Below are 14,242 nucleotides of genomic sequence, written 5' to 3'. Positions count from 1 at the left end.
CATGCCGGTCCTTGTCCGGCAGGTCGGGCGACACCGGTGCGAAGCGGTCGAGTTACCTGGATTTCATGCGCATGGGGAACTCCTGACACCCGCGCTTACGTACTATTACCGGCCACATGTTGTCGGGGTCATCGAGGCAGTACGGGGGACATAGATGCGTCATTTCGGGCAGATCCCGCCCGCGGTCCAGGCAAGACTCTTCCACCAGCAGCCGGGCGAGTTCGACGCCGGCTCGCCGGCCAGGATGCTCGCCGCCGCCCTCGGGGCCACGCTCTACAGCCCGGCCACCCGCCCGCGGCTCGCCGACGACGTGGTCAAGCAGGCCGGCCGGGGCGTCGTGTCCATGGTGCTGTGCCTGGAGGACTCCATCGACGACGCCGAGGTGGAAGCGGCCGAGGCCAACCTGGTCCGCCAGTTCGCCGACCTCGACGCGCGCGGCGGAGAGCTGCCGCTGCTGTTCATCAGGGTCCGCTTCCCGGAGCAGATCACCGACCTCGTGAAGCGCCTGGGACCCGCGGTCCGGGCGCTGACCGGATTCGTACTGCCCAAGTTCACCGAGGAGCGCGGCGTCCCCTTCCTGGAGGCACTCGCCACCGCCGAGGGCGCCTGCGGGCGCCGGCTGTTCGCGATGCCCGTCCTGGAGTCGCCCGAGCTGCTCTACCTGGAGAGCAGGACCGACACGCTCGTCGGCATCTCCCGGACCGTCGACAAGTATCGCGATCGTGTCCTCGCGCTGCGCCTCGGCGTCACCGACTTCTGCTCCGCGTACGGCCTGCGCCGCTCGCCCGACATGACGGCGTACGACGTCCGGATCGTCACGTCCGTCATCGCCGACGTGGTCAACGTGCTCGGCCGCTCCGACGGCACCGGCTTCACCATCACCGGCCCGGTGTGGGAGTACTTCCCCGCCCAGGAGCGCATGTTCAAGCCCCAGCTGCGCCGCAGCCCCTTCCTCGAAGGGCGCGCCGAGGAGCTGCGCACCGCGCTCATCGAGCACGACATGGACGGCCTCCTGCGCGAGATCGAGCTCGACCGGGCCAACGGGCTGCTCGGCAAGACCTGCATCCATCCCTCCCACGTGCTGCCCGTCCACGCCCTGTCGGTGGTCAGCCACGAGGAGTACAGCGACGCGTGCGACATCCTGCGGCCCGAGCGCGGGGGCGGCGGCGTGCTGCGCTCCGCGTACACGAACAAGATGAACGAGGTGAAGCCGCACCGCGCCTGGGCGGAGCGGACACTCCAGCGCGCCGAGGTCTTCGGCGTCACCAAGGAGGACATCGGCTTCGTGGACCTGCTGCGGGCGGGAGTCGCGGACTCATGACCGAGGAGAGGGACAGCGTGGTGTGGTCGGGAAGCTGGGTCGCCGACAGGCTCGGAGTCGAGATCGACGGTGACGAACGGCTGCCCGAGCTGCTGGGCCTCGCCCTGCGCCGCAACCCCAAGCGGGCGCACCTGCTGGTGTCCAACGTGCTGGGCAAGCACGTGCCGCAGAACCCGCGCGTGGTCTGGCAGTGCGGGTACGACCTCGGCCGCCGCGTGCGCGGGCTGCTCGGCGACGCCGCGTCGCGCCGCGCCGTCGTCCTCGGCTACGCGGAGACCGCGACCGGTCTCGGCCACTCCGTCGCGGACGGCGTGGGCCTCGCCCCCTATCTGCACTCCACCCGTCGCCCCGTCGACGGCGTCGCCCGCGCAGGCGGCTTCGAGGAGTCCCACTCGCACGCCACCACGCACCTGCTGCTGCCGGAGGACCCGCGGCTGCTGGCGGGCGACGGGCCGCTGATCCTCGTCGACGACGAGTTCTCCACGGGCAACACCGTCCTCAACACCATCCGCGACCTGCACGAGCGCTTCCCGCGCACGCGGTACGTGATCGTCGCGCTCGTGGACATGCGGGCCGAGCGGGACCGGCGGCGCTTCACCGCCTTCGCGGACGAGATCGGCGCGCGCATCGACCTGGTGTCCCTCGCCTCGGGCACCGTCCGCCTGCCGGAGGGCGTCCTGGAGAAGGGCCAGGCGCTCGTCGCGGAGCACGAGCGCACGGCCGGCGCCCCCGCCCCGACGGCGGGCACGGCCCCCACCCGGATCGACCTGGACTGGCCCGCCGGCGTCCCCGACGGCGGACGCCACGGTTTCACCCCCGGACACCGGGCCGCCCTCGAAGCCGCCCTGCCGGCCATGGTCGACACCCTGGCCGCCGCCCTCGGCCCCGCCCGCCGCGTGCTCGTCCTCGGCTTCGAGGAGCTGATGTACGCGCCGCTGCGCCTCGCGGTCGCCCTGGAGTCCGCCGGCACCGTGCCCGACGTGCGCTACTCCACCACCACCCGCTCGCCCGTCCTCGCCGTCGACGACCCGGGCTACGCGATACGGACCCGGCTCGCCTTCCCCGCCCACGACGACCCCGCCGACGGCCCCGGCGAGCGCTACGCCTACAACGTGGCGGGCGGCGGCTTCGACGCGGTGGTCGCCGTCGTCGACTCGACGGCCGACACCCCCGAACTGCACGCTCCCGACGGGCTGCTCGCACAGCTCGCCGCGCACACGCCGCGCGTCGTGCTGGCGGTGGTCCCGTCCTACGTACCCCCTGTCGCCCACGAAAGGGCCTCCATGCTGCCCGAGCCGCTCCGCGGACCCGACTTCTCGTCCTACGCGCCCGAGGAGGTCGGCTGGCTGCTCCAGGACCTCTCGGACGTGGAGCTCGAGGCGCCGACGGAGGAGCGCGAGGAGGCCATCCAGAGCGGCGGCGCGCACTACGCCGAGTCGCTGCCCGTCGAGTACCAGCCGAGCGAGCAGTACCAGCAGTTGTTCAAGGCCGCGCTGGAGACGTCCGCGGCCCGGATCGCGCGAGCCGTCGGCACCGTCACCGAGACCGTCCTCGCCGAGAGGTCGCCCCGCCCCGTCCTGGTGTCCCTCGCCCGCGCCGGCACGCCCGTCGGCGTCCTGATGCGCCGCTGGGCACAGCACCGGCACGGCCTCGACCTCCCGCACTACGCCGTGTCCATCGTGCGCGGCCGCGGCATCGACGCCAACGCGCTGCGCTGGCTCGCCGCCCACCACGACCCGGCCGACGTCGTCTTCGTCGACGGCTGGACCGGCAAGGGCGCCATCACCCGCGAACTGGCCGAGGCGCTGCGCGCGTTCGACGGCTTCGACCCCGAGATCGCGGTCCTCGCCGACCCGGGCGGCTGCGTGCGCACGTACGGCACCCGCGAGGACTTCCTCATCCCCTCCGCCTGCCTCAACTCCACCGTCTCGGGCCTCATATCCCGCACCGTGCTCCGCGCGGACCTGGTCGGACCGGACGACTTCCACGGCGCGAAGTTCTACCGCGAACTGGCCTCGGCCGACGTCTCCGGGCACTTCCTCGACACCGTCGCCGCCCGCTTCGACGAGGTCGCCGACGCGGTCGACGCCGACGTCAAGGAGCTGCTGGCCGCCGACCGCGCACCCACCTGGGAGGGCTGGGCGGCCGTCGAGCGGATCAGCGAGGAGTACGGCATCCACGACGTGAACCTCGTCAAGCCCGGCGTCGGCGAGACCACGCGCGTGCTGCTGCGCCGCGTCCCCTGGAAGATCCTCGCCAAGCGCGGCGCGGGCGCCGACCTCGACCACGTACGGCTGCTCGCCGAGCAGCGGGGCGTGCCGGTCGAGGAGGTCGACGAACTCCCCTACACCTGCGTGGGATTGATCCACCCGAAGTACACGCGGGGCGCCACCGGCGCCGACGGCAGGGCGGTGACGGGCCAGTGAGCATTCTCGTCGCCAGCGACCTCGACCGTACGCTGATCTACTCCAACGCGGCCCTCGCGCTGACCATGCCCGACGCGGAGGCGCCCCGGCTGCTCTGCGTCGAGGTGCACGAGCGCAAGCCCCTGTCGTACATGACCGAGACGGCGGCCGGCCTCCTCGCCCGCCTCACCGAGGACACCGTCTTCGTCCCCACGACCACCCGCACCCGCAAGCAGTACCAGCGCATCAGCCTCCCCGGCGCCGCGCCGCGGTACGCGATCTGCGCCAATGGCGGGCATCTGCTCGTCGACGGCGTCAGCGACGGCGACTGGCGCGAGTCCGTCGCTGTGCGGCTCGCCGACGAGTGCGCGCCCCTGACCGAGATCCGCGCCCACCTGTCGGCCACGTCCGACCCGACCTGGCTCAGGAAGGAACGCGTCGCGGAGGACCTGTTCGCCTACCTCGTCGTCGAGCGTGCGCTGCTGCCCGAGGGCTGGGTCAAGGACCTGAGCGGCTGGGCGGAGGAGCGGGGCTGGTCCGTCTCCCTCCAGGGCCGCAAGATCTACGCGGTTCCCAAGCCGCTCACCAAGAGCGCGGCGGTCCGCGAGGTGGCCCGCCGCACCGGCGCCCGCCTGACCCTCGCCGCGGGCGACTCCCTGCTCGACGCGGACCTCCTGCTGTGCGCGGACCGCGCCTGGCGTCCCGGCCACGGCGAACTGGCCGAAGCCGGCTGGACGGCCCCCCACGTGGAGACGCTGCCCGAGGTGGGCGTGGCGGCGGGCGAGGAGATCCTGCGCCGGTTCGGCGCGGCTCGACCGTAACCGGGTGCGGGGGCGCGCAAGGGCCCACCCCCTGCGCGCCCCCGCCCCCGTGCGCGCTGATGCGCCTGTTCGGCATCACCTCGCACACCGCGATCCGCTACGTCCGCGCCGCGCACCCCGAATGCTTCACCATCGCCCCCACCCAGGTGGGAGCCTTACGGACGCCGCTGGCCGAGGATGCAGAACTCATTGCCTTCGGGGTCTGCCAGAACGACCCACGAATGATCACCCTGGCCGATGTCGACACGCTGCGCGCCATGAGCCACCAGACGAGCCACCTCGGCGTCCTGGTCATCAGGCCTGAAGTCCAGGTGCAGTCGGCTCTTGGCCTTCTTGCTCTCGTCGAGCCGGACGAAGTCCAACCCCGGCAGCCGATCCGGCTCCGGGCGGATCTCGAACTCCTCATCGGAGGAGTGGACCACGACCCAGCCAAGTGCCTCGGCCCACCACTGCCCCAAGGCCACCGGATCTTCCGAGTGAACGATTACCTGTTCCCATTCCAAGGTCATCCGCCGAGCTTAGACCTGCCAGAGCTTGGAAGAACAGGCGCTCCGGCCTCACCCATCGGGCTGAACGCATCACCCAACTGACCACGAGCCGCGCCGAGATGACGGACGCCGTCAACGGCGAACGCCACCTGCACATGTCGCAGAGCGCCGGGGCGGGCCCGCGAGGCGTACCGGGGCATGGTCGCCCCCGGCCGTCTGCCGTCAGCCGCAGCAACCGCCGCCGCAGCACCCACCGCCGCCGCCCCCGCCACCGGCGCTCGGCGCCGGTCCCGCGGACGTCGTGCCGCCCACGGCGACCGCCGAGAGCAGCTTGACGGTGTCGTCGTGACCGGCCGGGCAGCTGGCGGGTGCGGACGACTCGGCCATCGGCCGGCTCACCTCGAACGTGTCGTCACAGGACCGGCAGCGGAATTCATAGCGAGGCATGCGCTCAGGTTACCGGGGGCCGTGGAGAGGTGGCTGCGGCCGCCGCTCACCGAGTTCACGGCGGCGCTCGGCCCGCTGTTCGCGTTCGGCCTCCTCCGGGTGGCGCGCCTTCCAGTACGGGTTGTCGTGCGGCAGGGTCGCGCTGACTCTCCCGTACATCCCGAAGAACATCAGCATCACGCCCACCACGAAGCTGAACATCACGTTCTGGATGCGGAAGGCGAGCGGGTTGAAGCTGCGGTCCAGGAGGGCGAGGTTGACGAACCCGCTGGCGATGAAGAGCAGGCCCAGGACCATGTTGAGGGTCGAGGCGAAGTTGCCGCCGACGATCATGCCGACGAAGAGCAGCAGCCCGACGCCGATGGACAGGACGCTCAGCGCGCCGTTGGTGTTCAGCCCGGCGACGGTGTCCCCGCGGGTGTCGAAGAAGCCGATGCGGTCGATCAGCCCGAGGATGCCGAAGGCGACGAGCAGGAGACCCATCAGACCGGCGCCGACGCGGTAGAAGCGGCTCAGACGGTGGTCGACGGGCAGATGCTCGTCGAGCTTGATGCGGGTGCGGTGGCGGGCCGGGGCTCCGGTTCTCGGATGCGGTACGTGTCCTGCGGCCATCGTCCGGCCTCCTTCGTACGTACGCGTACTCCGGCTTTCAGGATCCGCCCGGGGCGCGGGCGCTACAAGCCCGGGGCCGGGGGCGGGGGCGGGCCCGGGCCGGGGAGCGGGCGCTTGGGGGGCCGGTCCGGCCGTCAGGTCGGCCGGCCCCCGCCGCCGCGCTCCTCGCGGATCTGCTCGACCACGTGCGCGACCGTACGCCGCACCGCCTCCGTCTCCTGGAGGAAGTGCCAGTAGTCGGGGTGGCGGCCCTCCAGCCCGGAGATCGCCCGCTCCAGACGCGCGACCGAATCGTCCAGGGGACGGGCATGGCCCGGGTCGGGGGTGCTGCGGCCGGTCATGGCCAGCCGCTGGGCGTCACGGATGGCGAACCGGGTCCGCTCGATCTCCTGCTGCGGATCCTTGGCGACGGCATTGAGCCGCTGGAGACGTCCCCCGGCCGCCGACACGGCCTCGTCCGTGGCGTTGAGCAGGGCGCGGACCGTGCTGAGCAGGGCGGTGGCGTCGGGCCAGCGCTGCTCCTCGCGCGCCTTGCCGGCCTCCTTCAGCTTCTCCTCCGCCTGGCGGATGGTCACAGCGGCCTGTTCCGGAACGGGCTGGAGGTCCTGCCAGCACGCCGCCGAGAAGCGGCGACGCAGCTCGCTGAGGACGGGCCCGACGGATTCGGCGCGGTTCCTCAGGGCCTCGGCGCGGGTGCGCAGCGACACCAGACGCCGGTCGATCTCGGCGGCGCGCTCGGGCAGCCGCTCGGCCTCGGCCCGTACGTCCTCGGCGTCGCGCAGCACCCGGTCGGCGCGCTGGAGGGTGTCGGTGACGCCGTGCCGGCCGGCGCCCTCGTTCAGCTTGGTCAGCTCGGGGCCGAGGGCGGCGAGCCGGCCGGCGAGATCGTCCGCTCTCAGTCCGGAGCCGCGCACCGAATCGAGAGCATTGCTCGCGGAAAGGAGCGCCTGTCGCGCACGCTCCACGGCGGGCGCGAGCCGGGCGAGCTGCGTCTCGGCCTTGTCGAGCAGCGGCCCGAGCCCCTGCGCGAACCGGTCGAGCTCACCCTTGACCCGTACGAGCTCGTCCTTGGCCCGGTGGAGCTCCCCACGCGCCTGGGCGGCGACCGACGCCTCCAGATCGTCCCGGTCGAGGTCGTGCGCGTCGACGGCGGTGATGTACGCGTGGCTCACCTCGTCGATTCGGCGCCCCAGCGCGGCGAAGTCGTCGACCGCGCGGCGGGCGCCCGGCGAACTGTCCACGGCGCTGATCGTCTCGATCGAGATCCGCAGATCGCGCTGGGCGGTGTCCAGCTCGTAGAACGCGGCGGCGGCCGCGTCCTTCGCGGCCTGCGCACCGGCCCGCTGGCTCTCGCCGCCGCGCCCGCCGAACCAGCGCCGCGTCCCGCCCCCGGCGAAGGCCGCGGGCAGTACGGCGGCGAGGAGCGGCAGGGGAAGGAGCACCAGCGCGAGGGCATCCCGCACGTCCCGGACGGCGCTCGCTCGGTCCCTGCGGTGCGGCCGCGCGTGTCTCGCCGTCACATGCCTCTCCCGTGCCGTGTCCACCGTGCCCGTTCCGGTCAATACTCCCACCAGAAGGACGAACACACGGGCCTGTTAGTTCGCGCTGCGCACCACCACTTTCCCGTTGTCGCTGCGTGCCGTGACGACGTGACCGCTGTCGTCGTCCGTGGGCACGGCGACGTCCACCTCGCCGTTGCTGCTCCTGGCCGTGACGGCGTACGGCGCGCCGGAGGCCGGCAGCTCGATGTCGATCCGCCCGTTGTCGCTCACGGTGTCGACCCGCTCGGGCGCGGCGGCGAGCCCGAGCCGTACGGAGCCGTTGTCGGACGTGGCGGTGACGGTCCTGGAGGTGACACGCTCCGTGACGATGCTGCCGTTGTCGCTGGACAACGCGAGCGGCCCGCTGGAGTCGCGCACGGTCACGCTGCCGTTGTCGGAGGTGATCTTCAGGGCGGTCGTGAAGCCCTCGGCGGTGACGCTCCCGTTGTCGTCGTCGACGGTGACGGCGACGCCGCGGGGCACCTTGACGGTGTGCCGCGCCTCGCAGTCGCCGGCGACGGCCTCACAGGTCACCTTCAGCGTCAGCGTCCCGTCCCGCATCCCCCACGAGGCCTCGGGCCCTGAGCCGAACACCACCCACCCGTCGACCTGCCGGGTGACCTGCACGTCGTCGATGTCGGCGGGCACGATCTCGAGCACGGAGTCGTCGGCGTCGATGGTCAGCGCCTTCCCGCCGAACACGAACGCCTTCCGCTCCACCGGAGCCTCCCCGGCATCGGCGCTCCCGCACCCGCTGACCCCGAGAACGGCGACGAGGACCCCGGCCGCGGCGGGCACGAGACGGGTACGGCGATGACGGATGACGGGCATGGCGATCGTTCCCCCAGGAGGTCTCCGGCTGATGCAGGCCACGCTACGAGCGCGGCCCGCGGCTTTCGATGCGGCGGCCCACCGCCTCGGGGTGGGGCTAGCCCCAGGCCTGGCGGGTTTGGAGGTGGGGGGTGTGCGCAATGTAGGCTGTGGCCTCATCCACGGGTGCGTAGCTCAGGGGTAGAGCGCTGCTCTTACAAAGCAGATGTCGGCGGTTCGAAACCGTCCGCGCCCACCAGTACAAAGGCCCCCAGCCGATCATGGCTGGGGGCCTTTGACATCTACTTCTGGTCACGACCGGGGACGCCTCCCGAGCAGCCGGTCCATGTGGCTGACGGCCTCGCGCTGCGTGTCCTGGACGACGTGCGTATAGACGTTCATCGTCATCGCGATCTGATATGCCCGAGGATCTCCATCACGACGCGAGGAGCGACTCCGGCCGCGGTCAGCAGGGTTCCGCGGCTCGATGGGCTGCCCGTGCGCGTCGTGAAGACGTAGCCCCTGCCAGTCGACACCAGCGCGCTCCCGTTGAGCTGCCTGCCGCAGACGCTGCCAACGCAGGGGCGCAACGCAGATCGCGGGGAGAGACAGAGTCTGCTTCCGGCGCCGCCCCTTGGGATCGTCCTCGTAGACCTCGCCGCGGACCCACTGCCGCTGAGTCCGCACCCTGATCTCGCGCCTGTCGAGGTCGCTGTTCTCCCAACGCAGGCCGACGACCTCCCCACGGCGGAACCCGAGAGCGATCGCGAGCACGAAAGGCCGCGTACAGCGGGTCCTTGCGGCGGCGGTCAGGAAGTCGAGCGTTTCGTCGAGGGGGCCACGGCGACGGCTATCACGTCTCGATTTGGATTCGTCTGGCCTGCGACGCCTTCGGTCGCCCGCTCGCGCTGCTCCGCCGTTGTGGCGAAGTCTCAAGCCGACGGGATTCCGAGCCCGGCCCGGAGGGGGAGACGCAACGTTGTGACACGTGATGCAGCAGGACGCGTAATTCCGTACGAAGTACAGGGCAGCGGTCCGGAGCGGGTCCTCGCACTCCACCACTGGCTCAGCGACAGGTCGAGTTTCGGCCATCTGCGGCGGTACCTGGACGAGAGCGCGTTCAGTTACGCATTCGTGGACTGCCGTGGGTACGGCGAGGCGATGGACACCCCCGGCACGTACACGATGGAGGAGGTCGCGGCGGACGCCCTCGCCGTGGCCGACGACCTGGGCTGGGACACCTTCTCAGTCATCGGTCACTCCATGGGTGGCAAAGCGTCCCAGCTGATGTTGCTGGACGCCCCCTCGCGGGTCCGCTCGATCGTCGGCATCTCGCCAGTGCCCGCGTCCGGGTTCCCGCTCGAAGGGGAGATGTGGGAGCTGTTCGTCGGGGCCGTGGAGGATTCCGGCAACCGCAGGACGATCTTCGACGTCACCACCGGCAGTCAGCACGACGATGCGTGGCTGGACGCCAGAGTGAGTGGCTCGGAACGCTCCTCGTCGGCGGCCCTGCGCTCGTACCTCGAATCCTGGACCCGCGGCTCCGACATCCACGAGCGGGTCGAGGGAAATCCGACCCCGGTTCTTGTCGTGGCCGGTGCGAACGACCCGGCGATGGGCCCAGACACCATGCGGTCCACCTGGCTGCAGTGGTATCCGAACGCCGAACTCGAGGTCTTCGACGACGCCGGCCACTTCGCCCCGGATGAGAGCCCGGAGGCCCTGGCGACAGTGGTCGAGAGGTTCCTCGGCCGCTAGGAGTTGCTATCAAAGGTCGCCCCACATCAGATGCGATGCGAGCGTGACAGCTGCCCGGCGTTCACATGCCCCCGGCAGTGAAGTACAAGGCCAGGGTGACCAACTCACCTGATGGTGATCGCCTCGGGCGCCGGCATTACCCTCGGAGCGGTGGCGAGCCGCAGCGCCGTCATTTGCGCTGTGAACGCGGGGCATGAAGGACACTGATCGTATGGCCCTACCCAAAACGCATCATTGCTCGGCCTGCTCGGACGGTGCCGCGACGGGCATAGTCCTTCACGAAGACCTCGTCCTCGGAGCACCGCTGTCCATGGAGGATCTCAACGACGCGCAACGCCTCGACCGGTTCGCCCGCAAGTATGCCCACGACGGTTGCCAGGTCAGAGAAGTCCGGCGGGTCCCGCACGACGGTTTGAGCGGTTACGCCTGGTCCGTCCGCTTCACCGAGAATTCGTGACAAGTGGATCACCGCACAGCTCCGGGAGCACGGCCCGCCCGAGCGTGGCGTTTGTCCCCAGGGTCACGCTTTTCGCGCACTGACATCCGCCGCTGACTCAACGACGGCAGTCCGAGCACGCTCCGCAGGCAAGATCAGCTCCGCGATCGAACTTACCAAGCAGATGTCGGCGGTTCGAAACCGTCCGCGCCCACCAGCCGAAACGCCCCCGCAGCGATCCGCTGCGGGGGCGTTGACGTAGGAATTGACGGCAGTCCCTCAGATTGTCCGGCGGGGACGTCGCAAGAGCCCGTCCATATGGCCCATCGCCTCACGCCGGTTGTCGTCCGTCGTCCGACACATGGGTGTAGATGTTCATCGTCACGGCGATCTGTGAATGCCCAAGGATGTCCATCACCACTCGCGATGGCACCCCCGCGGCGAACAGCAGCGTGGCGCATCCATGCCGGGCGTCGTGCAGCCGGATGCGGGGCAGCCTCGTGTCGTCTGCGATGCGCTCGCAGGACCGGCTGAGATTCCTCGGCTCCACCGGACGCCCCGTGCGAGTGGTGAACACGTACTCGCTGTCGTGCCAGCCGTGCCCGGCCGCGAGACGCTGCGCAGACTGCCGCGGGCGCTGCCAGCGAAGCGGAGCCACACACATCAGCGGGATCGGGATGACGCGGGGCCGGCGGTTCTCGTCGTGTCCTCGTACAGCTCCTTCTGCACCCGCTGGCTGATTCCGCACGGTGAGCGTGCGGCGCTCCAGATCGATGTCCGACCAGCGCAAGCCAAGGATCTCTCCACGGCGCAGTCCGCCGCACAACCCACACCCGAGCCGGAACCCGGTCTGCACACTATCGACGACTAACGGTCGCCGTCAGGCATCAACCCTGTAGCGGAGGTCGTAATGGGAATCGTCGCCCGTCAGCGTCACGGTCTGCTCGCCCGGGTTGGCGGCGTTGACGAAGAAGGATCCGATGAGCTCATGATCGCTTAGCGAATCGATTTCCCTTACCCATACTTTTTCAGAGCCTGTGAATTCCCTTGAATCATTTAGCTCCCACTCATCCCCCTCTCCCATATCGCCATCGTAAAACATCACCTCGTCGTTGAAGTATATCTGCACCTGATCGGCCCCAGCTCCGTCCGTGGTCTCATAGCACTTTAGCCCCAGCAGTTGAAACGTAGCCATGCTCCAGCCTTCCCTTCTTCCTGGCTTTCAGGTCGAAGACTTCCAGCAAGTTAACCGGGTTTTGGGTGCGCCCGTGTTCTCCGAAAATGGGACGACAGGTCCATTCTCATGACGAGACACCACGGATCTCCGGCAAGGCCCGTCTGCTTCTACGAGGTGAAACGGCCGGCACGTGGCCCAGGCCCTCGAACGCGACATCCGGGCCCGGATCACCCATTGGAACGAGCACCGCACGCCCTTCCTCACGGCCTGACCGCCACCCCGGTGGAGCAACGCCCCACGGCAACCTCGTCCGCCACGTCGAGCACCGCACCACCTCGGCGGTGTGGCTCGCGGTCACGACGCAGTGGCCGCGGAAGGCTTGCGGGCCTTCCGCGGCTCACAAGGAAACACCAGGCGTTCACGGGCCGCAGATGCGCTGTGCCTGGGACGCCGTCCTGTCGCGATCGGCCTCGGCATCGGCCACCGCTTGCTCTCCGATGGTGCCCGGGTGCCCGCCTTGGGCGATGAGGCCCTTGTACCACTTCACCATGTCCTGGTAGTCCTTCTCCGCCATCTCGGCGACCGCTCTCGCCTTGTGGCAATCGCCCGGCGTGACGGCCGGCGCCGCGTGAGCTGCTGAAGGGAGAGCGAAGGCCAGGGCGGCCGCGGCCGCGCCGGCGAGCAGGCGTAGAGAGTCCATGGGAGACCTCCGAACGGAAGGGCGCTGACGACTACGACGTAAGCTCGACCCACCGGTTCGAATCGGCGGTGGCCACGCACCTGTAGAACGGATTGGGGTCGCCCTGCTGCTCCTGGCAGGTCCAAGCGGTCCCGTCGACGCGGACGGTCACCTGGGAGCCGCCTGAACTGCGCGCTTGATAGGCATTGGCGACTTCCAGAGCGGTGGAACACGACGTGCTGCCGCTGCCGAACACGGCAAGCCCGTAGACACTGTCCGATCCGCAGTACTTGCCCGGCACCGCTTCTGCGCTTCCGGCGACGGACAGTGCGGTGAGGGCCGAGACTCCCAGTACTGCGGCCGCCAGAGCTGCCCGCACGGCATCTTTGAACGATTGCATGAGTCTTCCTTCCTCGGTGTCGGCGGCTCGCCATATGCGAAGCCGGCTTGCGTCAGGCCGAGAGAAGTACCAACTGGGCGTCCGTCCCCGGGGTCGTGGATGGTCTGCCGCGACGCCTGGACGAGCACACCTCCACCACCATCACTCATTCGGGTCAGTCCTGCCACCTGGACAGCGCCTGTGGCGTGGCTGATCCGCTGCAGCTTCGTCCGTGCACTCGCATGGGTGCACCACCGAGTACGAAGTTGTGTGCACCACTGGCGGATCACTTCAGGGAAAAGTCACTGCCGTCTGAATCGGCGAGACTTCTGACGGTGGCACATCTGGCTCTGTCGCGAGCGGCAGCATTGTGTGTCCAACTGCGTGACAACGGCGACGCACAGCGGCGGACGAGCCCAGACGCCTGTCGGACCATCACAGCAGGCGAGAGGCAGACCGGTCCAAGGACAAGCACGCGCCTGAGACGGCGCTCCGTGGAACGGCGCGTTGCTGGTCGCGCGTCGCGAACGTCGGCGATCCTTGTGCGGCCATGTGGATGCTGCTCTTGGCCGTCGCGGTGCTCGCGGCCGCGAACGTACTCAACGCCCTGCTCGCACCCGGTTGGTACGTGCCGGTCTGTGTAGTCACGGCCGTGCTGCTTGTCCTGATGGCCCGCCGGTCCGGCCTCACTTGGGACGATCTGGGGCTCGGCAGAGGCGTGGCCCGCCGCGGTCTGCGCTGGGGCCTGGTCCTGGCCGGAGCCGTTCTCGTGGTCTATCTGGTGGGCCTGGCCCTGCCGTTCACCCGGGAGGCATTTCAGGACGAGCGGGCCGCGGGCCTGTCTCCCGGAGAGCTGGTGTACCGCGTGCTGGTCCGCGTACCGCTCGGCACGGTGCTGCTTGAGGAGATCGCATTTCGCGGCGTGTTGTGGGCCATGGTTCGGCGACGGTGGGGGCCTGTATGGGCGACCGTCGCTTCCTCGGTGCTCTTCGGGTTCTGGCACGTACAGCCGGCACGCGGGCTCACGCGCGCGAACGAGGCGGCGCAAGCGGTCTTCGGAGCCGGCCAGGTCGGCGTCGCCCTGTCCGTGACAGCGGCGGTCGCCGGCACCGCCCTCGCCGGTGTGCTCTTCTGCGAGCTCCGCCGCCGCTCCGGCAGCCTCATCCCACCCGTGGCGCTGCACTGCGCCCTCAACAGTCTGGGCTACGCGCTCGCCTGGGCGGCGAGTCGCTGGTGGGCCTGACGGCGCACGCCGGTGCATCGACGGCGCACTGGCGCTCGTAGCGACATACCTTCGTACGGGTAAACAGCGCTCGCCACAGGCACCGTCCAGCCGTCGGCCCCCCGGCACAGCTGCCCCTGGACTGC

The 14,242-nt window shown here is 70.0% G+C and carries 15 protein-coding genes, 1 tRNA gene and 1 pseudogene; 7 read left to right on the top strand and 10 right to left on the bottom strand.

Annotated features, from left to right (window positions below):
- Positions 1–154 precede the first annotated feature (154 nt).
- The 3 genes from ACF08N_RS14845 to ACF08N_RS14835 are packed head-to-tail and all read left to right on the top strand — an operon-like array spanning position 155 to position 4,547.
- Positions 155–1,321, top strand: coding sequence for an HpcH/HpaI aldolase/citrate lyase family protein (locus ACF08N_RS14845; RefSeq protein ID WP_392324990.1), 1,167 nt, complete (start codon positions 155–157; stop codon positions 1,319–1,321).
- Positions 1,318–3,747, top strand: a complete 2,430-nt coding sequence (locus ACF08N_RS14840; protein WP_392324989.1) for a phosphoribosyltransferase — start codon at positions 1,318–1,320, stop codon at positions 3,745–3,747. Before ACF08N_RS14845 ends, ACF08N_RS14840 begins: the two co-directional genes overlap by 4 nt.
- On the top strand, positions 3,744–4,547 hold the full coding sequence (locus tag ACF08N_RS14835) for an HAD family hydrolase (RefSeq protein ID WP_392324988.1): 804 nt from the start codon (positions 3,744–3,746) through the stop codon (positions 4,545–4,547). Before ACF08N_RS14840 ends, ACF08N_RS14835 begins: the two co-directional genes overlap by 4 nt.
- Positions 4,548–4,702: 155 nt before the next feature.
- Here ACF08N_RS14835 and ACF08N_RS14830 read toward each other — a convergent pair whose 3' ends face one another.
- The 5 genes from ACF08N_RS14830 to ACF08N_RS14810 all read right to left on the bottom strand — a co-directional run bounded on the left by ACF08N_RS14830 (position 4,703) and on the right by ACF08N_RS14810 (position 8,466).
- Positions 4,703–5,056: a VOC family protein gene (locus ACF08N_RS14830; RefSeq protein ID WP_392324987.1), complete on the bottom strand. Its 354-nt coding sequence runs from the start codon at positions 5,054–5,056 to the stop codon at positions 4,703–4,705.
- A 201-nt stretch (positions 5,057–5,257) separates the two neighbouring features.
- Positions 5,258–5,482 carry a zinc ribbon domain-containing protein gene (locus ACF08N_RS14825; protein WP_392324986.1) on the bottom strand — a complete coding sequence of 75 codons (225 nt, stop codon included), beginning with the start codon at positions 5,480–5,482 and terminating at the stop codon, positions 5,258–5,260.
- Between the two features lie 9 nt (positions 5,483–5,491).
- Positions 5,492–6,094 carry a DUF4383 domain-containing protein gene (locus tag ACF08N_RS14820; protein WP_392324985.1) on the bottom strand — a complete coding sequence of 201 codons (603 nt, stop codon included), beginning with the start codon at positions 6,092–6,094 and terminating at the stop codon, positions 5,492–5,494.
- A gap of 134 nt (positions 6,095–6,228) precedes the next feature.
- Positions 6,229–7,614 (bottom strand): hypothetical protein, encoded by a 1,386-nt coding sequence (locus ACF08N_RS14815; RefSeq protein ID WP_392324984.1) that lies wholly within the window; start codon positions 7,612–7,614, stop codon positions 6,229–6,231.
- Positions 7,615–7,689: 75 nt separating this feature from the next.
- Entirely contained in the window at positions 7,690–8,466 is a 777-nt protein-coding gene (locus ACF08N_RS14810; RefSeq protein ID WP_392324983.1) for a DUF4097 family beta strand repeat-containing protein, read from the bottom strand.
- Positions 8,467–8,629: 163 nt separating this feature from the next.
- Here ACF08N_RS14810 and ACF08N_RS14805 point away from each other — a divergent pair.
- A tRNA-Val gene (locus ACF08N_RS14805) sits at positions 8,630–8,704 on the top strand.
- A 53-nt stretch (positions 8,705–8,757) separates the two neighbouring features.
- On the opposite strand, the pseudogene ACF08N_RS14800 reads toward ACF08N_RS14805, so the two are convergent.
- Positions 8,758–9,279, bottom strand: a pseudogene (locus tag ACF08N_RS14800) (site-specific integrase); the annotation flags it as partial.
- 147 nt (positions 9,280–9,426) lie between these two features.
- Here ACF08N_RS14800 and ACF08N_RS14795 point away from each other — a divergent pair.
- Positions 9,427–10,203 (top strand): alpha/beta fold hydrolase, encoded by a 777-nt coding sequence (locus ACF08N_RS14795; protein ID WP_392324982.1) that lies wholly within the window; start codon positions 9,427–9,429, stop codon positions 10,201–10,203.
- A gap of 310 nt (positions 10,204–10,513) precedes the next feature.
- On the top strand, positions 10,514–10,660 hold the full coding sequence (locus tag ACF08N_RS14790; RefSeq protein WP_392324981.1) for a hypothetical protein: 147 nt from the start codon (positions 10,514–10,516) through the stop codon (positions 10,658–10,660).
- A 310-nt stretch (positions 10,661–10,970) separates the two neighbouring features.
- Here the strand turns inward: ACF08N_RS14790 and ACF08N_RS14785 are convergent, their stop codons facing one another.
- The 4 genes from ACF08N_RS14785 to ACF08N_RS14770 form a co-directional block, all read right to left on the bottom strand.
- Positions 10,971–11,429: a tyrosine-type recombinase/integrase gene (locus ACF08N_RS14785; protein ID WP_392324980.1), complete on the bottom strand. Its 459-nt coding sequence runs from the start codon at positions 11,427–11,429 to the stop codon at positions 10,971–10,973.
- A 90-nt stretch (positions 11,430–11,519) separates the two neighbouring features.
- A complete protein-coding gene (locus tag ACF08N_RS14780; protein ID WP_392324979.1) occupies positions 11,520–11,834 on the bottom strand; it encodes a hypothetical protein in 315 nt (104 codons plus the stop codon).
- Between the two features lie 400 nt (positions 11,835–12,234).
- Entirely contained in the window at positions 12,235–12,516 is a 282-nt protein-coding gene (locus ACF08N_RS14775) for a hypothetical protein (protein WP_392324978.1), read from the bottom strand.
- Between the two features lie 31 nt (positions 12,517–12,547).
- On the bottom strand, positions 12,548–12,895 hold the full coding sequence (locus ACF08N_RS14770) for a hypothetical protein (RefSeq protein WP_392324977.1): 348 nt from the start codon (positions 12,893–12,895) through the stop codon (positions 12,548–12,550).
- A gap of 529 nt (positions 12,896–13,424) precedes the next feature.
- Here ACF08N_RS14770 and ACF08N_RS14765 point away from each other — a divergent pair.
- Positions 13,425–14,117, top strand: coding sequence for a CPBP family intramembrane glutamic endopeptidase (locus tag ACF08N_RS14765; RefSeq protein WP_392324976.1), 693 nt, complete (start codon positions 13,425–13,427; stop codon positions 14,115–14,117).
- Positions 14,118–14,242 lie beyond the last annotated feature (125 nt).

The organism is Streptomyces sp. NPDC015127 (genome assembly GCF_043080095.1).
Classification (GTDB): Bacteria; Actinomycetota; Actinomycetes; order Streptomycetales; family Streptomycetaceae; genus Streptomyces.
Note: the sequence above shows the minus strand (reverse complement) of the source record. Positions and strands in the feature narration are given on the sequence as shown.